General features: G+C 41.3%; 26 protein-coding genes and 1 pseudogene. 20 read left to right on the top strand and 7 right to left on the bottom strand.

Translation table 11 applies throughout. From position 1 onward, the window contains the following. Window positions 1-77: 77 nt before the first annotated feature. From H2C83_RS12635 to H2C83_RS12625, 3 genes and pseudogenes are all read left to right on the top strand, one after another. On the top strand, window positions 78-686 hold the full coding sequence (locus H2C83_RS12635; protein ID WP_181741278.1) for a TetR/AcrR family transcriptional regulator: 609 nt from the start codon (window positions 78-80) through the stop codon (window positions 684-686). 25 nt (window positions 687-711) lie between these two features. Beyond that, window positions 712-1,290, top strand: a complete 579-nt coding sequence (locus H2C83_RS12630) for a hypothetical protein (protein ID WP_181741276.1) — start codon at window positions 712-714, stop codon at window positions 1,288-1,290. 114 nt (window positions 1,291-1,404) lie between these two features. After that, a pseudogene (locus H2C83_RS12625) lies at window positions 1,405-2,158 on the top strand (methyltransferase domain-containing protein). 138 nt (window positions 2,159-2,296) lie between these two features. Here H2C83_RS12625 and H2C83_RS12620 read toward each other — a convergent pair. Further along, on the bottom strand, window positions 2,297-3,046 hold the full coding sequence (locus H2C83_RS12620; protein WP_181741274.1) for a MerR family transcriptional regulator: 750 nt from the start codon (window positions 3,044-3,046) through the stop codon (window positions 2,297-2,299). A gap of 320 nt (window positions 3,047-3,366) precedes the next feature. Between H2C83_RS12620 and uvrA the strand changes: the two genes are divergently transcribed. From uvrA to H2C83_RS12590, 6 genes are all read left to right on the top strand, one after another. Then, window positions 3,367-5,838 carry an excinuclease ABC subunit UvrA gene (uvrA, locus tag H2C83_RS12615; protein WP_181741272.1) on the top strand — a complete coding sequence of 824 codons (2,472 nt, stop codon included), beginning with the start codon at window positions 3,367-3,369 and terminating at the stop codon, window positions 5,836-5,838. 605 nt (window positions 5,839-6,443) lie between these two features. After that, window positions 6,444-7,307, top strand: a complete 864-nt coding sequence (locus H2C83_RS12610; RefSeq protein ID WP_181741270.1) for a DegV family protein — start codon at window positions 6,444-6,446, stop codon at window positions 7,305-7,307. 310 nt (window positions 7,308-7,617) lie between these two features. Further along, entirely contained in the window at window positions 7,618-7,812 is a 195-nt protein-coding gene (locus H2C83_RS12605; RefSeq protein WP_181741268.1) for an alpha/beta fold hydrolase family protein, read from the top strand. Between the two features lie 61 nt (window positions 7,813-7,873). Continuing rightward, window positions 7,874-8,101 (top strand): AbrB/MazE/SpoVT family DNA-binding domain-containing protein, encoded by a 228-nt coding sequence (locus H2C83_RS12600; RefSeq protein WP_181741266.1) that lies wholly within the window; start codon window positions 7,874-7,876, stop codon window positions 8,099-8,101. Window positions 8,102-8,277: 176 nt separating this feature from the next. Next, window positions 8,278-8,892, top strand: a complete 615-nt coding sequence (locus tag H2C83_RS12595; RefSeq protein WP_220184152.1) for a nitroreductase family protein — start codon at window positions 8,278-8,280, stop codon at window positions 8,890-8,892. Window positions 8,893-8,974: 82 nt separating this feature from the next. Beyond that, window positions 8,975-9,145 carry a hypothetical protein gene (locus H2C83_RS12590; protein WP_181741262.1) on the top strand — a complete coding sequence of 57 codons (171 nt, stop codon included), beginning with the start codon at window positions 8,975-8,977 and terminating at the stop codon, window positions 9,143-9,145. Between the two features lie 141 nt (window positions 9,146-9,286). Here the strand turns inward: H2C83_RS12590 and H2C83_RS12585 are convergent, their stop codons facing one another. The 6 genes from H2C83_RS12585 to H2C83_RS12560 form a co-directional block, all read right to left on the bottom strand. After that, window positions 9,287-9,634 carry a hypothetical protein gene (locus tag H2C83_RS12585; protein WP_246333897.1) on the bottom strand — a complete coding sequence of 116 codons (348 nt, stop codon included), beginning with the start codon at window positions 9,632-9,634 and terminating at the stop codon, window positions 9,287-9,289. A gap of 264 nt (window positions 9,635-9,898) precedes the next feature. Beyond that, entirely contained in the window at window positions 9,899-10,027 is a 129-nt protein-coding gene (locus H2C83_RS17820) for a hypothetical protein (protein WP_312853915.1), read from the bottom strand. Window positions 10,028-10,414: 387 nt separating this feature from the next. After that, complete coding sequence (locus tag H2C83_RS12575) at window positions 10,415-12,385, bottom strand: TRAP transporter permease (protein WP_181741260.1); 1,971 nt, start codon at window positions 12,383-12,385, stop codon at window positions 10,415-10,417. A gap of 14 nt (window positions 12,386-12,399) precedes the next feature. Then, entirely contained in the window at window positions 12,400-13,410 is a 1,011-nt protein-coding gene (locus tag H2C83_RS12570; protein ID WP_181741258.1) for a TAXI family TRAP transporter solute-binding subunit, read from the bottom strand. 139 nt (window positions 13,411-13,549) lie between these two features. Further along, window positions 13,550-14,956 (bottom strand): sigma-54-dependent transcriptional regulator, encoded by a 1,407-nt coding sequence (locus H2C83_RS12565; RefSeq protein WP_181741256.1) that lies wholly within the window; start codon window positions 14,954-14,956, stop codon window positions 13,550-13,552. A 1-nt stretch (window position 14,957) separates the two neighbouring features. Then, complete coding sequence (locus H2C83_RS12560) at window positions 14,958-16,976, bottom strand: transporter substrate-binding domain-containing protein (RefSeq protein WP_181741254.1); 2,019 nt, start codon at window positions 16,974-16,976, stop codon at window positions 14,958-14,960. Window positions 16,977-17,239: 263 nt separating this feature from the next. On the opposite strand from H2C83_RS12560, the gene H2C83_RS12555 reads away from it, so the two are divergent. The 11 genes from H2C83_RS12555 to H2C83_RS12505 all read left to right on the top strand — a co-directional run bounded on the left by H2C83_RS12555 (window position 17,240) and on the right by H2C83_RS12505 (window position 25,596). Next, window positions 17,240-17,470, top strand: coding sequence for a helix-turn-helix transcriptional regulator (locus tag H2C83_RS12555; protein WP_181741252.1), 231 nt, complete (start codon window positions 17,240-17,242; stop codon window positions 17,468-17,470). Beyond that, entirely contained in the window at window positions 17,471-17,767 is a 297-nt protein-coding gene (locus H2C83_RS12550; protein ID WP_181741250.1) for a hypothetical protein, read from the top strand. A gap of 178 nt (window positions 17,768-17,945) precedes the next feature. Next, complete coding sequence (locus H2C83_RS12545) at window positions 17,946-18,515, top strand: class I SAM-dependent methyltransferase (protein ID WP_181741248.1); 570 nt, start codon at window positions 17,946-17,948, stop codon at window positions 18,513-18,515. Window positions 18,516-18,530: 15 nt separating this feature from the next. Continuing rightward, window positions 18,531-19,142: a DedA family protein gene (locus H2C83_RS12540; RefSeq protein ID WP_181741246.1), complete on the top strand. Its 612-nt coding sequence runs from the start codon at window positions 18,531-18,533 to the stop codon at window positions 19,140-19,142. Further along, window positions 19,142-19,843: a response regulator transcription factor gene (locus H2C83_RS12535; RefSeq protein ID WP_376766363.1), complete on the top strand. Its 702-nt coding sequence runs from the start codon at window positions 19,142-19,144 to the stop codon at window positions 19,841-19,843. Before H2C83_RS12540 ends, H2C83_RS12535 begins: the two co-directional genes overlap by 1 nt. Next, window positions 19,840-20,922, top strand: a complete 1,083-nt coding sequence (locus tag H2C83_RS12530; RefSeq protein WP_181741242.1) for a sensor histidine kinase — start codon at window positions 19,840-19,842, stop codon at window positions 20,920-20,922. Before H2C83_RS12535 ends, H2C83_RS12530 begins: the two co-directional genes overlap by 4 nt. A 188-nt stretch (window positions 20,923-21,110) precedes the next feature. Further along, complete coding sequence (locus tag H2C83_RS12525; RefSeq protein WP_181741240.1) at window positions 21,111-21,806, top strand: lantibiotic protection ABC transporter ATP-binding protein; 696 nt, start codon at window positions 21,111-21,113, stop codon at window positions 21,804-21,806. Continuing rightward, window positions 21,806-22,564, top strand: a complete 759-nt coding sequence (locus tag H2C83_RS12520; protein WP_181741238.1) for a lantibiotic immunity ABC transporter MutE/EpiE family permease subunit — start codon at window positions 21,806-21,808, stop codon at window positions 22,562-22,564. The genes H2C83_RS12525 and H2C83_RS12520 overlap by 1 nt, the downstream gene beginning before the upstream one ends. Further along, complete coding sequence (locus H2C83_RS12515) at window positions 22,561-23,346, top strand: lantibiotic immunity ABC transporter MutG family permease subunit (RefSeq protein WP_181741236.1); 786 nt, start codon at window positions 22,561-22,563, stop codon at window positions 23,344-23,346. The genes H2C83_RS12520 and H2C83_RS12515 overlap by 4 nt, the downstream gene beginning before the upstream one ends. Window positions 23,347-23,402: 56 nt before the next feature. Continuing rightward, on the top strand, window positions 23,403-24,101 hold the full coding sequence (locus H2C83_RS12510; protein ID WP_181741330.1) for a response regulator transcription factor: 699 nt from the start codon (window positions 23,403-23,405) through the stop codon (window positions 24,099-24,101). Then, window positions 24,037-25,596 carry a HAMP domain-containing sensor histidine kinase gene (locus tag H2C83_RS12505; RefSeq protein WP_220184151.1) on the top strand — a complete coding sequence of 520 codons (1,560 nt, stop codon included), beginning with the start codon at window positions 24,037-24,039 and terminating at the stop codon, window positions 25,594-25,596. Before H2C83_RS12510 ends, H2C83_RS12505 begins: the two co-directional genes overlap by 65 nt. The last annotated feature ends 125 nt before the right edge of the window (window positions 25,597-25,721 follow it).

Raw genomic sequence — 25,721 nt, 5'->3', positions numbered from 1 at the left:
AGCAGGAAAATGGTAATATCAAAATAGACCGTATGGTCTAGACTATGTGGTCTAGGTTTGTGGGAAGGAGCCAGGCAATGAAACAAAAAACATTTGCAAAAAAGGCAGAACTTTTGAATGCTGCGTTAGATGAATTTACAAAGAAAACTTATGAAGATGCTTCACTGAATCGTATTATCAAAAACGCAGGAATCAGCAAGGGAACCTTTTATTATCACTTTAAAGACAAACAAACCCTTTATCTGTACTTATTGGAACATGCGGTTAAGGCCAAGTGGGAATTTATAGAAAGAAAAACCAAAGAAATAAATCTGAATGAAACAACTGACATATTTGAACTGTTCAGGATTCAGGCAGCATTTGGAATTGAATTTGCGAAGTGCTGTCCCCAATATCATAAACTGGGAACCATGTTTGCAAAAGAAAAAGGCAAAGAAATATACGACATTGCCATCAAAATGCTGGGAGACAACCCGGAAAATCTGCTTAAGAACATGATTGATAAAGCAATAGCAGATAGAAATTTCAGAGAGGATCTTCCGGAGAAATTTATTCATAAGATCATAAGCTATTTGTTTATCCACTTTACAGATATATTTCAGGAAGACGAGGATTTTGAAATTGAGAGGATGCTGGAAAACGTGAATTGTTTGGTAGATTTTTTAAGGAATGGATTAGGAAAATAGATTACTGGTATAGGAGGAAAATATTATGAAATTTTCCAGGAAATACGATAAAATTTTGGGGATTATTTTTCTTGTGTTAATAGTATTTTTGATTGTTTTGGCATTTACAAACAAGAGCTTTTTTGACTGGGCTTATGAGCGCCATCAAAATCAGCTTAGTTGGTATATTAGACCGCTGTTCCTCATTCCTTTTTGCTATTTTGCCTATAGAAGAAGCTGGGGCGGAATACTGGGAACGATGTTTATCGTTTTGACAAGTATGTTCTGGTTTCCAAAGCCCGGTCTTGTAAATGAAACGGTAAAGCAATTTTTAGAGATGGAAAAGGTATATTTATTGGGAGACTGGGGCTTTTCCAAAATTTTGATATCCTTGCTGATACCAATTTCACTGACAGTTTTGGCTGTTGCATTTTGGAAACGAAATTTATGGTTTGGACTATCGGTAATTGTTTTTATAGCCGTTGCCAAAATGACCTGGAGCGTTGCTTTTGGTGGAGAAGCGGGAAAATCAGTATTTGTACCGGCAATAGCAGGTCTTGTTATTTGTATTGGGTTAATTTATATCGGTTTTAAAAAAACGGAAAAAAGAAAAGAGAACAGATAGAATAAGAGATTAAAGGGATATATAGACCTGGTAAATGAAAAATGAATATTTAAAAGCAATATCAGAGTTATGACATGTTTCTGTTTACACGAAAGTTGCAAAAGGTTTTGAGACATGAAAGAGAACAAATACGATGATGTCGGCTTTTTTCAAAAAAACAGCCGGATGCCCCGTTCTGTCGAAGGGTTGAAAGCACCAGGAGAATGGCCGGTGTTGAAAAAGATGCTGCCGGATCTGAATCAGAAGCGCGTTCTGGACTTGAGCTGTGGCTTTGGCTGGCACTGCCAATATGCCACAGAACAGGGAGCGAAGCACGTAGTTGGTGTGGATCTCTCTCGAAAAATGCTGGATGTAGCCAGGAGAAAGCATCAGGCACCTTCCGTCGAATACAGGCAGATGGCCATGAAGATATCGATTTTCCGGCAAATACGTTTGACGTGGTGATCAGTTCGCTGGCCTTTCACTATATTGAATCATTCAGCAATATTAGCAGAAAAGTAAGTCATTGTCTTTCAAATGGCGGGGATTTTGTTTTTTCTGTGGAGCATCCGATATTTACAGCATATGGAAAACAGGACTGGCATTATGACAGAAAGGTAATATCCTTCACTGGCCAGTTGACAGATATTTTGATGAAGGATTGCGTAAAGCGGTTTTTTTGGGTGAAGAAGTGATCAAGTACCATAGAACACTGACTACCTATGTACACAGTCTTCTTGAGTCCGGCTTTCAATTGACGGGACTGGTTGAGCCGAAAGCCGACACGGCTTTTTTAAAGGCCTTTCCGGAGTGTAAGGATGAGCTGAGGAGACCCATGTTTCTGATCATATCAGCGAAAAAGAAGAAAAACTTGATTCTTTATATGTAAGGGACTGGATATAAACTGTTCAGTTTAAAAACGTGTGTGGCCTTGAGAGCAAACAAACAATATGAAAGCAGATAAAAACGGGGGTTCCGCTTTCTGGTAATTTGGCTTGCAAACGGTCAAGTATGCTGGAGCCCTTTTTTAAGATTGTTTCGAAGAAACTTCATGTTGATCAAACTGATTTGTTTCGACTTGCCTGCACAAATGATAAAGTGCAGATATGCCTCTGATTTGAGCCCGGTTAACCTGATTCAGGTATTGCCGGATGGTTTCTGTCATCTTCATGATTCTGCTTCTGTCGTCAGGGTTAAACTCCCGGAGTTCCTCTCTGATATGCCTGATGGAATGTTTCCGGCCGTTGGCAAAAACCGATAGTTTTAATGCGTATATGGCCAAAACTTGCCTCACATGGTCGTCGGTAAACATTCGGTAATGATTTGAGCTGCAGCGCCGGGCTGAGATCAGGCCAACCTGATCCCAATAGCGAATGGTTGAAACCGGGATTCCTGTTTCCCTGCTAACATCGTTAATGGTTAGCAGGCAGCGGTTTGCTTCATTTCGCGAATTGTTTGGCTGAAGGAAGTTCTGTACGATTTTTTCGGTAATCCTTTTTTTTCTGTGCAAGTCTGCTTGCGCTTTGTTCGCCATCCACAGGGCCGTATCGGTTTTTAGGGCCATGACTTCCCTGAAAATTTCCGCAATCTGTTTCAAGGTAAAACCGTGCAGCATTTCTCGGAGGCAGATAAAATAAGCGACATGTTCATCCGTATATTCCCTGTATCTTGTTGCAGAACGCGGCACAGGCGGTGTCAGTCCCCATTTTTCATATTTTCTCAGGGTTGTGGTGCTGATCCCCAGTTTGCGGGCAATATCTACAGGACGAATTGCCATTTTGTTGCCTCCGGAATTGTTTGAACATTTTACTGCAGGTTCAAGCTTTTTAAACAAAAGTGCTTGTCGCCGGGCTTCAGATCCGGCAAAGCTTGGCAATTGCATTAATGTTATATCATAAAAGTAAATTGCTGTTCAAGTAATTGTGCAAAGAACAATGCGGAAAAGGAATTGTTGTTGACCGGTCGGGTTTATGTTTGAAAAAAGCAGTGGGATAAAGTTCATGTTTCCAGACTGATTTGGCATCCAATATTCGCATACCATACAAAAACATAAGTACAGTTTGAGAAAGATCCCAATATTAGAAAAGAGGAAGTTTTATGTCCCATATGATTGTGCGTGGAGCAAGAGAGGGGAATCTAAAAGATATTTGGCTGGAGATTCCCCGCAATAAACTGGTTGTTTTTACTGGTTTGTCCGGCTCCGGAAAATCCACACTGGCGATTGATGTGATTTACCAGGAATGTCAGAGACAGTATTTGGAGGCCATGGGGTACCAGGGGATTCATAAACCAAACATTGATTTTATCCGTAACGTGTCACCGGCAATCAGGATTACGCAAACGGAAACGAATAAAAATCCCCGTTCTACCGTTGGAACGTTGACGGATATTTATACGGAACTTCGGATGATCTATGAAAAGCTGGGTATACGGACCTGTCCATGCTGCCATAAAATAATATCTGCCGCAGAATGTAAGGAAGAAGTCAAAAAGAAGGATGGAGAATTCAAAGTTTTCATGTTTTGCAGCCATTGCCATTACAAAATGGAAAAACTGACCCGAACGCATTTCTCCCACAACACCAAGGAAGGGGCCTGCCAAACTTGTCAGGGATTGGGGAAGGTTCCGACGATCAACAAGGGAAATACGGTTGACGAATCGTTATCATTGGAAGATGGTGCGGTTGACTTTTGGCAACATCAATACAAGGAATATCAAATTTCATCTTTATACAATGCTTTCCGGCATTATCACATTTCATTTGAGGAAAATACCCCGGTCAGGGATTTCAGCGATATTCAGAAAGCCATTCTTTTCTACGGTGTGGAAAACGATGAGGTGAAGAAAACATTTCCCGATATTCTTCCCCCGAAAACGGTTGCAGCAGGCAAGTTTGAGGGCATATTCACTGTACTTTGGAGGCGAATGGCAGCTCAAGGCGGCCATACCAAAAAATTGAATGCCTATTTCGATTATGATATTTGTCCGGCCTGCAATGGAGAAAGGTTGGGAAAATTAAGCCGCAGCGTAACGGTCGAAGGCATACGCCTTCCGGAACTGGTTTTGCTGTCTCTGGAAGAATTATATGAATGGATCCAAAAGCTGGGAATTTTATTGGATGATGCCAAACGGAGCCTTGTAGAATCCTATTTGCTGGATTTGAAAACAAAACTTCTAAGGATTATTAACGTAGGATTAGGATATCTTTCACTTGACCGCCAGACCATTACCCTGTCCGGCGGAGAGGCACAAAGGCTTAAACTAGCGTCGGTTCTGGCTTCTGATTTGACAGGGATCGTTTATATTTTGGATGAGCCGACGATTGGTCTTCATCCTAAGGATACTGAGGGGATGATAGCGATATTAAAAAAATTGCGTGACTTGGGTAATACTGTTATTGTCATTGAGCATGACCCTGACATTATGCAGGCTGCTGACTATATTGTGGACGTCGGCCCCGGTTCTGGAAAACATGGTGGTGAAATTATTGGGACAGGTATGTTGGAAGAACTCAAGAAACAGGAAAACTCCGTAACTGGCGCATATTTAAAGAAAAAAAGGCAGATTAAGAAAGAATTCAGAAAAGGAACTGGTGATGTAATAGAAGTTCGAAATGCTGATTTGTACAATTTAAAAAACATTAATGTTACTTTTCCGACCGGTTGTCTGGTTGCAGTTACAGGCGTTTCGGGTTCAGGAAAATCCACTCTGGTATTTGAAGTGCTTGCAGGAGTAACAGGTAAAAAGCAGACCGCTGCCAATATTGTATCGGGAGTTGAACAATTTGACCGGATTGTCACCATAGAGCAGTCTGCGATTACTAAAATGAAACGCTCCAATGTTGCCACCTATTCCGGACTGTATTCCAAGGTCAGGAAGATCTTTGGCAGACTCAAGGGAGCCAGAGACAAAGGGTTGAGCGAAAGGCATTTTTCATTTAACTCAAAAGGGGGACGCTGCGAGAATTGTGAAGGGCTGGGGATTGTTACCAGCAATATGCTGTTCTTTGAAAACATCGAAGTGACCTGCCCGGTCTGCGGTGGGAATCGGTTTAACGACGAGGTCTTGTCCGTGAAATATAAGGGACACAACATAAAGGAGATCCTGAAGATGTCTGTGGAAGAGGCCCTGGTTATATTCAACGGCCATCCCAAAATAAAAAGGGCTTTGAAACTTCTTTACGACGCAGGATTGGGCTATCTGGAACTGGGCCAAACCCTGACAACCTTGTCCGGCGGCGAAAGCCAGCGCCTGAAATTGGCCAGGGAACTGATTAACAATACGGGGAAAAACAGTTTATATCTGATGGATGAACCGACGACCGGCTTGCATCCCGTGGATGTGGAGAATTTTCTTGTACTTTTAAACCGCATTGTAGATTCCGGAAATACAGTCGTTGTTGTTGAACACAATCTGCAGGTTATCAAAGCTGCCGACTGGATTGTTGACCTTGGACCGAAGGGAGGCAACCATGGCGGACAAGTTGTATTTACGGGGACACCACTCGAAATGTTGAAAAACGGAGTCACGATTACAGCAGAATGTTTGCGAAAATCCTGTGAAACTTGACAGAAAGCCCATGGAGTGTGTGGTGCTGATAAAAAGGTTTAGACAAATTTTTATGTTCCCTCAGACGAACGGCAATGTTACACTATACTGGGGGCAATCCACGGCGTGACGGAGTTGTAAAGCTGTGTAATGGCATATCCATTATCAAAAAGGGGGTGATTGTGGAATCGAACAGCCTGCATAATCTCCCCGAATATATTACAGGAAAGAAACATTTTCGGATCGCCTGCCCTGAATCAAACACATTGGTTCAAGGCCTTTTGTTTTTATTGCTGGGAAAGTCCCTGTTGTTTAACAGGTATAAATGGTTAATAGCTAATTTTGACAAAACAAAATAGGGTGTAATAAAATTTTTTTAGATGAAAAATGAATCGTACGAATCATATCATAGATAGAGCCAGCTTTTATACCATATTCTTTATTTCTGAGAAATCATTGATAGCGATACATATCAATTGAATTCATCTAATTGTTATTTTAACAGCAGAAGGATATTTTATGATTATTTGGTATATTTCCTTGTAAGAATATCCTTGATGGTTATATATATAAAACCGGTGACAACAAGAGAAAATGGCGAAAAATATTAAAGAATGGTGATAAACATGATAAAAATAACCGCGGACAGCACCTGTGATCTTTCTCCCGAGATCCTGAGCACCATGGATATCACGCTGGTGCCTCTTCATGTTCTTATTGATGACAAAGTGTTTCGGGATGGCGTGGACATTACACCAGCAGAAATCTTCCGATATGTGGGCGAGGAAGGAAAAACATGCAAAACGGCTGCTGTAAATGTGTATGAGTATCAGAACCTGTTTGCCGAACTCTCCCCGAAATATGAGGCGGTCATTCATGTTTCGATCAGTTCGGATTTTTCTTCCAGCTACCAAAATGCCGTCCTGGCGGCACAGGACTTTCAAAATGTTTATGTGGTGGATTCACGCAATCTTTCCACGGGCAGCGGGCATATCGTTTATGATGCGGCGTTGATGGCCAGGGAAGGCTTGCCGGCAGAAGAGATATGCAGCAGGCTGGAAGCGGAGATTCCCAAGGTTGACGCAAGCTTCGTGATTGACCGCCTGGACTATTTGCACAGGGGCGGACGCTGTTCGGGGGTTGAAACCATTGGGGCAACACTGCTTCGAATCAAGCCAAGTATTGAAGTGATTGACGGCAAAATGAAAGTCGGAAAAAAATACAGGGGCAGCTTTGACCGCTGTCTGGAGCATTATGTGAGGAATAAACTGTCTGACAGACAGAATTTCGATGAAAGCCGCATTTTCATTACTCATTCCATGTGTTCTGAAAATACTGTTGCCAAAGTAAAAGAAGCAGTCCGCCGTTATGCTGATTTTGATGAGATCATTGAAACCAGGGCCGGGTGCACCATCTCATGCCACTGTGGGCCAAATACGCTCGGGATTTTATTTAAACTCAAAAACAATAAGGAAATTACTCGTATATAATTTGTTATTCAAAAAACCAGGTGTCTGGTTGAAAGAGCAATATTAACAGGGAAAGTCATTGCTGTATTTCCAAAACCTGCCGCAAAAACGGACAGGTTTTTTTGATTTGTTTTATGTATAACGAGTATTAATTGTAATACAAATATGATATAATATAACCAAGTCTATATTTTGATTGGAGAAAATGAATGAAAAAACCATGAAGATTTTGATCATCGTTGTCGTTGCCATTTTTTCCGTGCGGCTGCATCCCCGATTTGGAGATGCATTTTATAACGGCTCATGAAATGATATGGATCACGAAGCCATTTTGGCGAAAATTGAGATGCCGTCTGTTCTCATTCATACAAACTGGCAATACGATAAAAATGGTATTCTGTTGGGGGCAATGGACGAAAAAGATGCAGTCAGAGCCCGTCAACTTCTGAAAAACAATCAACTGATCAGCGTCCAATCCGGTCATGGATTTCATTTTGAAAAACCGGAAGAGTTTATTAATATATAATTAAAGTTTAAAAGTAAAGTTGGGACTGAATAAAGAGTTAACCTGGCAAAAGGAGGAAAATATGAACCAGAAAAAGAAAATGCCGGAAGGAAAATATGTTGGAACGGCAAAAGTTGGCACAAAAGGCCAGATCGTTATTCCCAAGGAGATCAGGGATCTGTTTGGCATTGAGCCTGGAGAAACACTTTTGCTGCTTGCGGACATCGAAAGAGGAATTGCTGTGATGAAAGCAGATGTGTTTGATGATATTCTGGATGTTCTCCATAAAGTACAACAGAAAAGCGATTAGTACAATTATAATAAAGGGTTTCTATGCATCGGATAAATTTGCTGAAAGGCATGTGCATAGATTCACAAAAACCGGTCGTGCTTTAAAACCGGATGGTTCCAGTTCGAGAGGAAAGCCCGTATTGTAAAGGATTGACAGAAAATCAGTAAAAGTATATATGTGAATTAGGTATAGTTTTGTTGAAAGGTTATATAACTTTATGGATCAAAGCCATAGAAGGGATGAATCGGATGATTGTCAACGAGACTTTAAAAGTGATAAAACAGCGCAGGAGTATTCGCAATTTTAAAGATGAACAGATTAAGGATGAACAATTGCAGGCGATCCTGGAAGCGGGGATGTATGCTCCCAACGCCGGAAAGCAGCCGTGGCATTTTACCGCTGTGCAAAACAAAGACATGCTTGTAAGACTGAACCAGGCTGCCAAGGAAACGGCCAAAGGGATCGAACATCTAAAAGAAAAAGCGTATGATGAGGAGTATGACTGTTTATATGGCGCGCCAACATTGATCATCGTATCCGGAAATGAACAGGTTCCTGTCCCGCTTGAGGCAGATTGCGCCGCCGCTACCCAGAACATGCTGCTTGCTGCGGAATCACTTGGACTGGGCTCGTGCTGGATTTATTTTGTCATCCTGGCGTTTGATTCTCCGCAAGGCGACCAACTGCGAAAAGAACTGAAAATCCCTGATGGCTACAAGCCTTATTATTCGGCAATTATTGGATATAAACAGGATGAGACCATCCATATACCAGACAGAAAACCCAACATGGTCACATACATCAAATAACAGGAAGCAAATCTGTATCAATTCGTATCATTGATGTTATATATATATTGAATCAAAACAGGACCAAGGATCATTTTGTGTGTTGAATGAGACAGAAAAGAGCAATAAGCCGGGAGAAACCGGAGAAAGCAATAAGTTAAACAAAAATACGTCTGGAACGGCATTTTCGCAGATATTCAATAATCTGGCTTTTGGCATTGCGATGGGAACAGCAACGGATATTAAATCAATTCACCTGTGGAATACAATTTGAAAAAATAAAAATGTCCGGGTCTGACTACAGCCTGGTTTTCCGACCGGATCTGCAAATGACGCTCCACTCCCTTTGCGTGTTCAGGGAAGTGGAGCGGTGTTTCATGTCTGAAAAAGACAATTTGTATATAAACTTAATCTATTAACTCCAGTATGCCAGCGAACGTTTTTTCATCGACTCTCTGAATTGTTCTGTTGATTTCGGCAAAACCTTGTTTGTTGCATAATCCATAATGACTCCGTAGCGGCAAATTACATCCAATTTATCAATCTCTCCATTAATAAATTTTTGTTCTACGATAGCAGGATCTGTTTCAAGCCATTTTAACCGATTTTTTCTGATGAAATCTCTTTCTTTTTTTGTAGTCTCATAGTCAATTTCAAAAAGATCAAGATCTCTGTCAATTTCTTTAATCACAACTCCGTAGTCTTTTCTTGCTCGCTTAATGGATACATATCCATCAATTACATCTTCCAGAACAGTGTTCAAATTACGTTCAGACGGATCGCCAAGCCACCGCCGCCTGCTGAAGGCCGGGTAAACGTGTCTCCTTTTTTCACCTTGACATTTGAAAAAATCGTACCCAAAAATTGTTCGTCATCTTGACCCGGATTGGGATCAGATGTCCATCACACCGCCGCCGGAATGAAGAACAAGGATTTCGTCTGATAGCCTTTTTTACCATTTGTTTCTTTAATTTTTGAATATATTTACTCACGATTGGTCCAAGTACCGCATTAATAATGGTTGTACTCATTCGTTCATGTTCAAAAATTTCAGGTAAAACTTCACTTGATATACAGGACGTATACATCTGGCAGTTCTTCTGGACAAGATCTCCTTTACTCTAATTTCGTTTTCGCCATTTACATATGCATTGATGAAACAAACTGCAACCGATTCGGTACCTCGTTTTTTTATTTCCTTGCCAATTGACGTACCTCATCTTCATTGATGCCGACAATGACATTTTCTTCCGCTCTTTCTGTTACTTCAAACCGATCTCTCCTGAGGATATACGGCTTGGAAGGATCTTTGTACTGGTACGTTCAGGGTTGGAAGGGATTGAAGTTTTTGTTACAAAAATCTTGCCTGTTTTCTCATCGAAAACAAATACATCGGTAGATATTCCGCCTACATCAATAGCCCCGAATCGATTTCATTTTTTCACTCCTGTAAAATTGTTTGGAATCTAACCCGGGGCTCCTGCAAATGTATGGTTGACATAATTGACTAAAAATAAGTCTGTCTGGATCTGGTTTTCAATTTTTACAGGCCTATTTTGTGCGGATTTTGATGACGGGATTTCAATTTGGTTTTTTTAAACCATTGGAAAATCAAAACCCCGGTTAAAATAACAGCGCCAATGATATCAGTCGTCATTCCCGGAATGATAAGGGTTAGTGAGCCGGCAAAGCAAACAAAGGCGACGGGAAGGGGCATACTTGTTAAAAAGTAACGTTCCAGCGCCACGCTCAGCCCGAAAATTCCGATAATTGCCGTAGCAGTAACAGAAATCACCATAACAGGTCCCGATATGTCCTGCATAAGAAGTGCTGGTGAAAAAACGAAAATGTATGGAATAATAAAACCGGACATTGCCAGTTTTAAAGCTTCAAAACCTGTTTTGTCAGGATTTGCACCGGCAATGCCTGCCCCTGCAAAAGCAGCAAGAGCTACGGGTGGGGTTATATTTGCCAGGATCCCAAAGTAGAAAACAAACATATGGGTCAAAAACGGGGCGATTCCAAATTCAACGAGTGCTGGCCCTGCCATTGTTGCTGTTATAATATACGTAGGGATTGATGGCAAACCCATTCCCATTACAATACAGGCAACCATTGTTAATAGCAGCGTCAAAACGACTTCCCCCTGTCCAAGCACAAGAATGGATTGTGTCAGTTTGGGACCGAGGCCTGTTAATGTACCAACTCCCACAATAATCCCTATTACAGCACAAGACATGGCAACACCGAGCGAGGAACGGATTCCTTCTTCCTTTGCTTTTATAATATCTTTCAGACCCATCCGGGTTTTTTTGTTAAACCAACTCGCAACGATTGTCAGGATAATGGCATAAAAAGCTGCAAATAATGGGGTTTTTCCTGCTGTTAACAAACCGATCAGGACAACGATCGGGATCAGCAGATGTCCCCCTGTTTTCAATGTTTCCTTCACATTCGGCAATTCTTCTTTTGCCACCCCGTCTAATCCAAGTTTTTTGGCACGAAAATGTACGATAAAAATTATTCCCAGGTAATATAACAATGCAGGCAATATAGCTGCCAATGCAATTTGATTGTATGGCATGTTCAGCGTTTCGGCCATAATAAACGCGGTCGCCCCCATAACAGGTGGAAGAATTTGACCGCCTACAGAGGCAGTTGCTTCTACGGCACCTGCAAATTCAGGTTTATATCCAACCCGCTTCATAAGCGGAAAGGTAAAAGCCCCGGTCGTTACTACATTGGCTAATGCACTCCCATTTATTGACCCAAGTAACCCGCTTGAAATTACAGCAACTTTTGCTGGACCTCCTGATGTATGTCCTGCCAATCCCATAGCGATGTCAGTAAAAAATTTTCCCATTCCGGAAGCGTTTAAAAAGGCGCCGAATAATATAAAAAGGATGATATAGGAGGCAGAAACAGAAATTGCAATCCCAAAAATCCCCTCAGTAGATAGGTACATATAGGTCACTACGTCCTCGAGATCTTTGCCGGAATGGCGCAGAATATCTGGCGCATATTGGCCGAAAAAGGCATAAACAAGAAAAATGACAGCCAATACAGTCAGGGCATTTCCCGCGACACGTCGCCCTCCCTCAATAACAACAATAATTGTCACAATTCCAAACAAAATATCAATTTTGTTGGGCATATAGACGGACATTCGTTCGGCAATTCCCTGATAATCAATAAATATATAGGCACCAGTCGAAAGGGCAGCGATGATCCAGAAAATATCTGCAACTTTGACTTGGTCTTTTTTTGTCTTGAAAAAAGCCGGATATAAAATGAATACAAGTGCAGAGATAACAGAAGTATGAAGTGACCGATGTCTTAAAGCATCAAGGGGGCCAAAATACGCGGTATATAAATGGTAGCCTGCCAAACCAACGCTGAGAATTACGATGATCCAGCGCCAAAAGTCATGATTGATTTTTTTGGCTCTGGATTCGGCATCGTACTTTTCCAGGATAGTATTTTTATTTATCGGTTCTGTGAATCTACCCACCATTTATCCCACCCTCTTTATTTCAAGATGCCTTGTTCCCGATAATATTGTTCAGCACCGGGATGAAGCGGCAGGGGCAGGTGTTGTGCGGCTTTTTTAATATCGATATGTTTTGCTGCGCTATGTGCACTCCGTAATTCATCAAGGTTTTCAAACAATACTTTCGTCAATTCATAGACGGCTTCATTTGGCATATCTTCATATGTTACAAGCAGATTGTCAACCTTGACAGTTGGGCAGTTTTCATTGATACCTTTGTAAGTTCCGGCTGGAATATAACCAGTTTCAAATGCTGGATAGGTTTGCCTTAATTTAAGGGTAAGTTCTTCCGGAACGGGGATCATTTCGATATCATCAATAGCTGCCAGTTCCATAATTCCCGAGTTTGGGTATCCGGATGAGAGGAAGGCAACATCTGTTGTCCCATTTTTAATTCCTTCAATCCCCTCTGAAAAGGACAGGAAATCGGCATTTACATCATCGTAGGTCAAGCCAGCTGCTTCCAAAATGCGTTTCGCCATGATCTCGGTCCCGCTCCCAAGTGCCCCAACAGCCAGTTTCTTGTTGCGTAAATCTTCCAAAGTGTGGATATCTGCTGATTTCGTCGTAACTATTTGCATGTAATTCGGATAGAGAGAAGCCACCGCGCGTATATTTTTCAGCGCTCCATATTTTTCAAAATTTCCTTGCCCGTTGTATGCATCTGATACGGTATCAGCCATTACAAATCCAAGCTCAGCTTTTCCACGTGATACTTTCGCAGTGTTCTCAGCAGAAGCGCCTGTAGTTTGTGCACTTGCCTGAGCACCGATTTTTTCCCCATACAATTTGGCCATGGCATTTCCAAGCTGGAAATAAACTCCTGAGGTTCCTCCCGTTAAAATAGTAAGCGGTTTGCCGGCTTGAGAGGAATTGCCCTGAAAATCATCTGTTTTACCAACATTTTGATTTGGTTGATCGCCATTGCTGCATCCAACCAGAAACATCAGAATACAAAAAAGAATATAAAATCGTTTGTTGTGAGACATATACACTCCCCTTTTTTATAATTTATCTTTAATAACGCAAAAATGATGCCAAAATCAATCATATTGATTTTATTTGATTTGAAAGGAATTAAGGTGAATATCGGCAAAAAATGCCGCATTTAATGAGGAGAAATTTTCCTCACCGGCAATTTTTGCCGATTTTAAAGTTCTCATCTTCTTTTTTATATTGATTCAATTTATTACGTAAATTCCGTTCGCTTATTTTGAGCAGGGAAGCAGTTTTTCTGCGGTTGCCTTTACAATAATCAAGTACAGCTTGAATAAGTTTTTTTTCCACTTCTTTCAGGGTAGATGGTATAGGAATTTGAAGGTTATTCTTATTTTCATCTTTTTCAGTTTTAAAATCGGATTTAAGGGGATCTGTTATTAAAAAAGGTAAATCAGAAGATTGAATCTGTCTGTTTTTAGCCATGGCAACAGCGTATTCAAGAATATTTGCCAGTTGCCTTACATTTCCCGGATAGGAGAATTGCTCGAGACATTGCAGGGCTTCAGATGATAATGCTGGTACAGGCCGATTCATCACTTCGGCATGTTTTTTTAAATAATAGGGGATTAAGAGCTTGAGATCATCTTTTCTTTCCCTTAATGGTGGGATATGCAAAGGAATTACACTTAGTCGGAAATACAAATCTTCTCTGAAATCCCCTTTTTCAATCAAATCAAGCAGATTTTGATTGGTTGCCGAAATAATTCGAACATCAACTTTTATCGTATCGCTGGAACCAAGAGGTGTTACTTCTTTTTCCTGAAGAAAACGAAGCAACTTTGCCTGCAGTTGGGGAGTCATTTCGCCAATTTCATCCAAAAACAGTGTTCCGTTTTGTGCTGCTTCAATCTTGCCGGTTCGGCTGGAAGAAGCGCCCGTAAATGCTCCTTTCGCATAGCCAAATAATTCACTTTCAAGCAGTGATTCCGGTATTGCTGCACAGTTGATGGCAATAAACGGTCCATTTCGCCGCTTTCCGTTATGATGGATTGCTCTGGCAACCAACTCTTTCCCAGTGCCGCTCTCACCGGTAATCAAAACATTTGAATCAATGTCCTTTACTTGATCGATAATGGAGAACACTCTTTTCATTGGGGGACTTTTTCCTATAATCTGATCGTATCCTTTCATTTTTTCAATTTGTTTGCTCAGTTCCCGTACCTGATTATACAAATTTTGATGTTCAAGCGATTTTTTAACAAGTAAAAGAAGCTCGTCGACTTCAGGAGGCTTCATAATATAATGAAAGGCTCCTCTTTTGATCGCTTCAACGGAAGATTCAATAGAGCCGAATGCAGTCATAATGATTACTGGAATTGCAGGATACATTTCCTTGATTTCAGAAAGAAGATCCAATCCGTCTGCATTGTCCAATCGCAAATCCAGCAATATAACATGTACTTCGTGTTTCTGCAGTATTTTGTAAGCATCAGAAACATTCGTACACGCAAATGTACGAAAATGATCTTCAAGAGCAAAGTGCAGGGATGAACCGATTGCAGGTTCATCATCAATAATCAGTACACAAGGTTTCATCTCAGGTTTCCTCCTTCTTTACGGAAGGGAATTTGATGGTAAATTCCGAACCTTTATCCAGCACCCGTACCTCTATCATCCCATTGTTTTCTTCTGCCAATTGATAACAAAGTGACAAGCCCAGCCCGACTCCGTCCGGTTTTGTGGTATAGAATGGTTCAAATAAATGATCAATCGTTTCCGGATCAATGCCACATCCCGTATCAGAAACCTTGATATAAGCATACTGATCATCATTAAAGGCCTTGGCCGTCATAACTTTTTCTGTACTGTTTATCATAGCGTCCAGGGCATTGATCATAAAATTCAAGATGATCTGCCCTACCTGGTTTGGATCACCGTATCCTGCTGCGTTTTCATTCAGTTCTGACACAAGTTGAACCCCGTTTTTTTTCAATGTCGGTCTCATTATGGAAATGATGGACTCCAAACAATCCTTTAGTACAAACTTCTTCCGCTTTACTTCATGGCGGCGGGAATATCCCAACAGACTTTCCACAATCCGGTTCATCCGATTTACTGCTTCAGGCACATGCAGTATCATTTCATCGCGAAAAGCAGGATCTGCGTACTTTTTGGGAAGCATATCTGTAAACATTTTCAAGGTTGTTAACGGATTCAGAATTTCATGAGCAACCCCCGCCACCAGCCTGCCAAGGGCGCCCATTTTTTCCTGCAGGGCAAGCTTTTTCTCCAGCATTCTTTCTTCTGACCGATCTGTAAGAGTGATCAAATGCCCGTCAGCCATTTGATCCTTTCCATTGAGCGGAATCATACGAAACAAGATGGATCGTTGTTCCCATTTGTCATTCAATTCTATCTCTTTAGAAAAAATCTCTTCTTTTCCTTTCAGGGAAACAAATTTTTGGTATTCTGCAAAAAATCGCTTTATAATCGGTAACGATAAAATCTCTTCAGCTTGTACAACTTGTTTTTCTTTGAAATTTAAAATGGAGCGTGCGCGTTTGTTTATACTTGTAAGATTGTATTTATGATCAAAAGTAATAATCCCGGAATAAATATTGTTAAATATGGTTTCCTTAAATTGATCTGCTTTTAACAATTCCATTTGTTGCCTGTATAATTGTTTACTGGCAGATTCCAGATCGGCGGTTCGCTTTTTTACCTGGGCTTTCAGTTTTTTATTCCATAAATAAATAACAGATAATGCTGCCAGAATTATAAAAATAAATACGATCAGCACTGTAATCAGAAACTTGAGTTCTTTTAACTGTTTTTCAGTAATACTGCCGAACCATTGTGAATGTATTTCCACGTACTCTCCGTCTTTCTTCATTTCCTCCAAAGCAGTATTTATCATTTCCAGCAATTCCTGCTCATTCGGATCAATCACAGCTGTTAATTCGGATGATGTCCCGGTCAATCCATTAAGAATCTCATATTGTGATTGTGTATCAAGCTTTTTCAGGTAATATGCAGCCGTCCATTTGTTTGTGATTAATCCGTCTGCCCGATGGTCCAACAATAAATTAAAAGCATCTCTCGTGTTAAGAGCAATAGCAATTTGTGAACCACGGACATTTTTTATCATCGAAAGAACTGAATGATCCTCCTGCATTATGATTAATTTGTTGCGCAAATCAGTCAATGTGCGGATTGACTGAGCTTCTTTTTTTGGTACTACGATTGCATCCGTTACGATAAAGTACGGATCAGAAAATAAAAATTGACTCATATTACTGGAATATTTCATTCCCAAAATAGCATCAATTTCAGCTTTTTTTAATGATTCCATTGCTTTGTAGGAGGGCATGGGAATCAGCTTGATTATAATATTTTTCCTTTCTGCGATCCTCTTGAACAATTCAACACTAAATCCGGTAAATTCTCCTGTCTCATCAATATAGGAAAATGGCGGCAAATGCTGATCTCCCGCAATGCGATAAACTTTCTTTTCATGCCTTGGTACCTCGGCACTTCCTTTTATTGTATACGGAAGATTCAGATAAATGAAGAGGACTAAAGCGTTTACAAAAACAATGACGCCAGTTCTTTTCATGAAAAACTGTTCTCCCTTTTACATTCTATAAAGTAAGTTTACCATAAACTTTACTAAGTAATTAATTCCTTGTTATCCATAAATTCATTCAGGTTCGGCGGTGATTTTTTAGCAGAAGCATACCAAAACAGGCAAGTTTGTCTCCACGATTAAAAACAAAACCATAAAGTTTTTTACAGAATAATGTAAAATTTCCTTTACTTACAGTAAAATATACTTTACAATAAGTAAAGAAAAGTTGACTTAAAAGGGGCGGGAATGAAATGAAGAAGCCTGGTGGACAGTTAACCAATCGAATTGCGGTATTGAGGGCCGAACGCAAAATGACACAAAAAGCGTTGGCGGAAAAGGCAGGCGTAAGCAGACAAACGATTATCTCGATTGAAAACAGAAAATATACCCCATCCTTAAAACTGGCTTTTGAGATAGCCGATGCGCTGGATGCGGACATAACGGAAGTGTTTCAGTATAGTAAACCGAATGGAGGGAATTAGGTGATGGAAACAGCAATAATGATTACCAACGGTTTGGCGGGGTTTGCCTTTTTTGCTTTTTTGGGGCTCGTTGTAATGATTGCCAGGGAAGGGAAGGATGAGCGGGCCCGATTTCTGGGATATAAACTGTTCAGCTTTTTGTTTGTGTTCCTGTTTGGCGGTTTGTCGATCATTATTTTTTATACGGGATGGGTAAATGTAGAGTATAAGGTACTAAGGGTTGCTATAACCACGTTATCTTCCCTGACCATTTTTTCCGGCTTGATTTACTGGATGGCCCTACGGAAGAAATACTGACCGCGGTCTCTTTTTCGTTTGGCGGAAATGTGCCTTTTGCCGGCAAGAAGTCAGGAAAATGAACCATTAAAGAGGCATTCTTTTCTTTCCAGACTTCAGAAAGTCTTTAGTTTTTTCCTCCCTGTATCTTTAGTTTTGTTATTTATGATAGTTCCTGTCGGAAGGGAGGAATAAAGATATGAGTCTGGCAAAGTTGAATGAACCGTTGACCTTTATTTCCAAATTTGTGCAATCACCTCGCCAGGTGGGCAGTATTGCCCCCAGTTCAAGATTTCTGGCGGCAAAAATGCTTGCACCGATTGATTGGAAAAATACCTCTATTGTAGCAGAACTTGGTGCCGGGACAGGTGCTCTGACAAAGTACATTCATATGTTTAAACAGCCTGACTGCAAGCTGTTTGCATTTGAAAAGGATCAACAAATGCGTGACCGCATACAATCTTCATATCCCGGAACGGTTTGTTTTGCGGATGCTCTGGACCTGAAAGAGCATCTTTATTCCCGGTTGAATGCCATGGAAGCGCCCGATGTGATTGTTTCAGGATTGCCTTTTGCGTTGTTCGAAAAAAGGATGCGGGAATGTATTGTTGAGCAAGCAGCTGATGTCTTGAAACCTGACGGGATTTTTATTGCATTCCAATATTCCCTGCAAATGAAAAAGTTGTTGATAAATAAATTTTCCCGTGTGGATATTTCATTTGTCTCTTTAAACATCCCGCCAGCGTTTATGTATGTCTGCCATAAGTAAGAAGGAGAAAAAGAAATGTATGATATATTGCTGGATTATGTTCAAGAGTACGGATATGTCGCTTTGTTCCTGGCCCTGTGGTTGGGAATTGTCGGTATGCCGGTTTCTGATGAAGTGATTGTGATGACAGGCGGGGCGTTGACCGCCTTTGGTCTATTGAAGCCGATTCCTGCATTTATCCTCACTTATCTGGGAGTTGTATCCGGGCTGTCCATCGGATATCTCCTTGGCAATTATCTGGGAGCGCCTGTTCTTGAGCCAATTGTTAAAAACAGGCAAAAAACAGAATACTATGTAGAGAAAGCCCGGGCGATGCTTGCCAGTTTTGGCCATTTTGCCCTGGTCATCAGTTATTTTTTTCCTGTTATCCGCCACCTGATCCCTTATCTTGTCGGAATTGGCAAAATGCCTTATCGCAGATATGCGTTTTATTCCTGTTCCAGTGGTTTTGTCTGGACTTTGATTTACTTTTGTGCAGGAAGACTGTTTGGAAGACATATTGGGCAGATTGGGTTATTGGTTACAAAGTATGGCTGGTATCTTTTGACTTTATTGGTTCTGACCGTTTCAATTCTATTTTTAACCCGCCTTCGAAAATCCGGTTTGGGAATGCAGGAGGGATCATGATGCAGCCAACGATCCTGGTGATTGATGATGATGTTCAGATACGCAACCTTGTTGAAATTTACCTGAAAAATGAAGGCTTTCAAGTTGTTAAGGCAGGAGACGGCCTCGAAGCTTTGGATATTCTTTCAAAAAATAAAGTCCATCTTATTATTCTGGATATCATGATGCCGAAGATGGATGGAATTGATGCCTGTTTAAAGATTCGGGAAGAAAGTGAAGTTCCTATTATCATGCTGTCGGCAAAAGTTGAAGATCTGCATAAAATTCACGGGCTTAGTGTGGGAGCGGATGATTACATTACCAAACCCTTTAATCCGCTGGAACTGGTTGCCAGAGTAAAATCCCAGCTGAGGCGGTACCTTCGTTGCAATCATTTGCATGACTCCGGTATATCCGATAATGCCAGCCGGATAGAAATCGGCAATTTGACAATCAATACGGCAACTCACCAGGTTTTTGTCAATAATAAGGAAGTTAAGCTTACTCCCAAGGAATTCGCGATCCTGGAGCTTCTTGCCCGTCATCAGGGGATGGTCTTCAGCAGCAGGAAAATATATGAGATGGTTTGGAAAGAACCAATGATGGAATTGGAGAATACGGTTATGGTTCATATACGCAATATCCGTGAAAAGATTGAAGAAAATCCGCGTAAACCGATCTACCTGAAAAATGTCTGGGGAGTGGGGTATAAAATAGAATGAAGCGTAAATTGCAAACCAGATTAAGCCTTCAACTTGTTATTGCGATTGCTGTAAGTTATGTGACCACACTGGTCGCCCTGGGGATCTTTTCCCGGGCCATATATCGTTCCCCGCAGATGAGTCCTTTTTACAAGCCAGTTTCTGCTTTTGTATTTTTTATGGGTATTGTTTTTTTCGTAATCATATTCTATCTCCTTATTTACAGAAAAATTAACTACCTTAAATATATTTCCAGGCAAGTGACGGAAATTGCCAACAAAGGGTTTGGCACCACGATTGAAATCCGGGGAAATGATGAAATCGCAGAACTGTGCAGGAATATCAATACCATGTCCATTGAACTCAAGAACAAATTTGACCATGAAAGAGATCTGGAAAAGAGCAAAAATGAACTGATCAGCGGCATATCCCATGATTTGCGAACACCACTGACATCCGTAAAAGGGTATCTTCAATTGGTCAAGGACAAGAAATACCGGAATGCTTGCGAGTTGGAAACCTGTATTCACATTGCCTTTGACCGGATCGAGGTGCTTGAAGACCTGATTGACAATCTGTTTGAATACACAAGAATTCAAGGAAATGAGATCCAACTTTACAAAAAACGATTGTGTCTGAATGACATTCTGCTCCAATTTGTGATTGATTATGGGCCTTTGTTTGAAAAAGAAAGCCTTTTGAAAGAAAGCCTTTTGTTAGAAGTAATGATTCCAAAAGAAAAATATTATGTACAAATAGAACCCGACAAATTTGTTCGAGTAATAGAAAATTTGTTGGGCAATGCCCTTAAATACAGCCTTAAGCCAAGCAGTGTATGGATGAGTCTTGTGCCTGAGAATCAGGGGGTACGGATGACAATAAAAAATAAAGCACAGCCCATTGATACAGAAAGCCTTTCCCATTTGTTTGACCGCTTTTACCGGCTTGAAAAATCCAGGTCAAAAGAGACTGGCGGGACCGGTTTGGGGCTTGCGATTGCAAAAAGGCTTGTTGAACTCCATGGAGGAAAAATCTGGGCGGACAGCGAGGAAGAAATGATCAGTTTTCATGTGTGGCTGCCCGTCGAATCGCAGAAATAAAAAAGACAATATTGGATATCCTCCCATTCCGTCTGTTGGTTTATGAAAAGATAAAATCAATAGCAGGAAATAACTGTCAGCTTTAAAAAGACGACAGTTATTTTTTTGTCTTGATAAATTCTTTATAAATACCAGTTAAATTAGTAAATGAAAAAAATACTTATCCATCTGTGAGAGAGTGTGATCCTATGTCAAACCTCATACTTGAGACGAGAAATTTAAAAAAATATTACGGGAAACAGCTTGCTGTAGATGATATTTCCCTCAAAGTGCCAAAGGGATCGGTATATGGCCTGCTTGGGCCTAACGGGGCAGGCAAATCCACCATTTTAAAAATGCTTGTCGGTTTAATAAAACCCAGTGCAGGCGAAATTGCTGTTTTTGGTGAACCGTGGCAGCGAAAGCATCTTGAACGAATCGGTTCCCTGATTGAGACACCTGCATTGTATGGAAATCTGACCGCATCCGAAAATCTTCTTGTTCACACTAAGCTGATGGAGATTCCGAAAAAAAGGATTGATGAAGTGCTTGAGTTGGTGGATTTGAAAAATACCGGCAAAAAGCCGGCGTCGCGATTTTCCATGGGGATGAAACAGAGACTGGGAATTGCCATGGCCCTTTTGGGCGATCCTGAACTGCTGATCCTCGATGAACCTGCAAATGGACTGGACCCGGTAGGGATTCGAAAACTGAGGCAGTTAATAGGTTCATTTCCCGAAAAGGGAATTACGGTTATTCTTTCAAGCCATATTTTGTCTGAAGTCTCCCGAATCGCAGAACATATCGGGATCGTAAGCAATGGTTTGCTTAAATATCAGGGGAAGGTCAACCGGGATGAGAATCTCGAGAAGTTATTCCTTCATGTTGTAAAGGAGAAAAAGTGATGAACATGATTCAGTCGGAACTTTTGAAATATAAAGGGACCTTTACAAGAAAATTGATTTTGCTTGCCCCCTTGTTGTTTGTAATCAATGCCCTTTTGCAAAAGTTGTTTATGCCGGTTGACTATTCAAGGTCATGGCAGCTTCTGATCGCTCTGGTGTACAATTGGTGGCCGGTCATATTTGTTCCGCTCGGCATTGCCTTATTGGCAGCGTTGGGAGCATCACAGGAGAAAAAGGCGGGAAATTACCGCTACCTTCGTGCTATGAATATTTCCCCTGCTCGTATCTGGTCAGGCAAAGTTATCGTAATGGCGCTGCATACACTGGTTGCAGCATTTTTTCTTATGGTGGCCACCGTCATCTCCGGGTTTATTTCAGCCGACGGGCCGGTTCCATGGCTCAAAATTTTCACAGGTGGCCTTGTCATCTGGGTGGCCTCCCTGGCAATCATACCAATCCAATTGTGGGTGGCATCCTGGAAAGGCACATTTTACAGTATGACTGCGGGATTTGCGGGAATGATCGCAGGGGTTCTGGCCGCGCCGAAATCCTGCTGGGTATATGTACCATGGAGTTGGCCGACAAGACTTATGTGCCCGATCATCGGGGTACATCCTAACGGGATTTTACTGGAAGCCACCGATCCCCTGAGAGATGCTTCATCCATACCGGCAGGGATTACGCTCTCCATTCTGTCAGGGATCCTGATTACAGCCATTACTGCGATCTGGTTTGACAGGAAAGAGGTAAAATCATGAACCTGTTATCATCTGAATGGCTGAAGACAAAACGAACTCCCGTCAGATGGTTTGTATTCCTGATTCCCGTCGTTTTTGCAGCACTAATGATTTGGTATTATTCTTTCAGATTTATCCCGGCAAATATTCAAATATCCATGTACCGGGCTTTTTTTGAAGTGTGGGCGGCATTGGCAATTCCATTGGGGACCGGTTTGCTGTCTGGCATGATCATCCATCAGGAAGAACTGGCGGGAAGCTTTAACGGATTGCTTGGCAGCAGGTTGCCGCGGCGTGACATGTATCTTGGGAAGCTGTTGTTTCTGTTTCTTCTGGCATCAGCCAGCACGTTGCTGGCAGTATTAACATTTATGGCTGGAGCGGAATTCATTCTGGAGATCAGGATGGCCTGGCCGATTTTCATTGCCGGAGCGATCATGGCGATTGTCGGTATGACCCCGTTACTGGTATTGAATTTATGGATCAGTCTGGCGTGGGGAATGGGGGCATCTGTCGGAGTTGGCAGTTTTGGTTTGATGATGGCCGCATTGATGGTAACCAATCTCGGCGATCAGATATGGCCATGGGTGCCATGGGCCTGGCCGGTAAGATTGTCCATATTTCCCGGAGTTTATTTATGGGCTGAACCCGGGATGAAATATCCTCCGCAGATTATTTCTTCAGGTTTTGTGCTCGATCAAGCCATAAAAGGCCTTGTTCCCGCGATCCTGTTTTTTGTTGTCATGCTGTTTGGCAGTCTGGTGTGGTTTAAAAGGTGGGAAGGAAGAAAAGTATATGAGTAAAATCCGGCTTCTTTCGTCAGGGACAAAAGAAGCCGCAGATGGAGGGTGATCTGGTAATGGGCAAAATTTTAATTATCGATGATGAAGAGGATCTTGTTGCCCTGTTAAAAGATTCGCTGGAAAGAAAAGGTCATACCGTTCTGACAGCTTATGATGGAGCGAAGGGGGCAGAATTGGCAAGGCAGCAACCTGAACTGATCATCCTCGATATCATGATGCCGGGAATGGATGGATATGAGGTTTGCAGAAAAATACGGGATATCGTTTTATGCCCCATCATATTTTTAAGCGCGAAACAGTCTGAGGCCGATAAAATCAAGGGATTGGCTCTGGGCGGTGACGATTACGTGGCAAAGCCATTCGGTTTAAAAGAGCTGTTGGCCAGAGTTGAAGCGCATTTGAGACGGGAGAAAAGAGCCATTTTCCTTAATGATGCCGGAAAAAGAGTTTTATTGCATTTTAAAAATCTCACCATTGATTTAAAGTCCCGCCGGATATACATTCATAACGAAGAAATCATGTTCACAAAACGGGAGTTTGAGATCATCGAACTTCTCTCGTTACATCCGGGGCAGGTCTTTTCCAAGGAACAGATTTATGAAAAAATATGGGGTTACGATGCTGAAGGAGATTGCTCCACGGTGACCGAGCATGTGAAGAACATAAGGGCCAAGCTGGCTGAATTTGATCATGATACAGAGTATATATCAACTGTATGGGGAATTGGTTACCGGTTTAACAGGATCATCCAATGACCGGTTCTTATGTATTGGCAGGTGTTTATCCATGTTGGAAAAAAAGTCTCTCAAGACCCAATTTATCATAACTTTTGTCCTGATTATCCTTCTCAGCATCATCGCTACCATCGTCACGTATTTTGCAGGGTTCATTCTTTTTACCCAGATTGAATACAAAAAAGTATACCCTGCCAATTACCCGGAAAAGATGATCCCGGATCTTGAAGATTATATCAGAAGAGAAGGTACACTCCTTTTAAACAAGAGAAACCGGAATCTCCTTGAGCAAAGGGTCCCTTCAAAAGTCATTTTATATCAGGTAGTGGATGAAAACGGAGAGATTATATACGGGACAGAGCATCATAAAATTTTAAACGGCAAAGAGGATTTGTATAACAAAGTAAATACGACTATCAAAATGGACGGAAGATACGCAAAGATGATCCCGGTATTCAATTCCAGGGGAAAGATCAGCGGAGCGATTTCATTGTCCTATGCAATAACCCCTTATTATCCGGAAACATCCGATAAAATATGGTTTACATTCGTTTTTATGGTGATTATTTTTTCTCCGTTTATCTATATTGTGGTCTTTACGTTTGCTTTTTCAAGGATTCTTGCCAAAAATACAGGAAAACCGGTAAATATGTTGATTGATGCTATCAGAAAGGTAAAAGAAAAGGACCTGGATTTTGATTTGGATTACAGGGCAGAGAATGAACTTGGCAAACTTTGTGAAGCATTTGATGAAATGAAAAACGAGCTGAAAAAGTCCTTGATGTCACAGTGGAAAGCTGAGCAGGAAAGGCAGGAGATGGTTCAGGCTCTTGCCCATGATATGAAAACGCCTCTTTCCGTGATACAGGGCTACACAGAATCACTTCTGGATAATGGTTCGGGCAATGCTGAGCAAACCGCAAACTATTTACGGGTAATCAAGGAGAAAGCCGATCAGGCCAGTGAACTGATCAGGGAAATCCTGTACGCCATGGAACTGGAGAGATCCGGCGAAGATATTCATGCTGTTTCGATAGATATACGTTCATTCCTGATGAAGAAAAAAGAAAGTTACGAAATGATTTCCAGAGACAAAAAGATCGTGTTTGAAGTGAATGTCAGTTGCCAAAACCGGGGCGAAGCCATATTTCCGGTGGATGTTGGAAAACTTGACCGCATACTTGACAATGTCATATCAAACAGCATCCGTTACACTCCGGAAAACGGAAGAATTCGAATCAATGCGGATATGGCCCGGGACCGGATCCATTTTAAAATATGTGATACAGGAAAAGGATTTAGCAGAAAAGACCTGTCAAATCTGTTCAGGAAATTCTACAAAGGAGATGAAGCCCGTTCCCATAAAAACGGCCATGTGGGACTTGGCCTTTACATTGCCAAAAAACTGGTAGAAATGCATGGCGGCAGCATAGCTGCTTTTAATGACAATGACCGTGGCGCGTGTGTTGCATTTGATTTGCCTTTTATAAGAAATAATGACAATGGAGAAATTTAGGCGAAAGCTCTGGAGACCCCTGATTACAGGGGTTCTTTTGATATTGGACAAGCGAGATCATGCCGGTTGTTTGTTGCATATACAACTAATTTCGGCTATTATTCTAGATAGTTGCATTTACAACT

It is taken from the genome of Thermoactinomyces mirandus, from assembly GCF_013868055.1.
Classification (GTDB): Bacteria; Bacillota; Bacilli; order Thermoactinomycetales; family Thermoactinomycetaceae; genus Thermoactinomyces; species Thermoactinomyces mirandus.
This window is presented reverse-complemented; position numbering and strand designations above follow the sequence as displayed.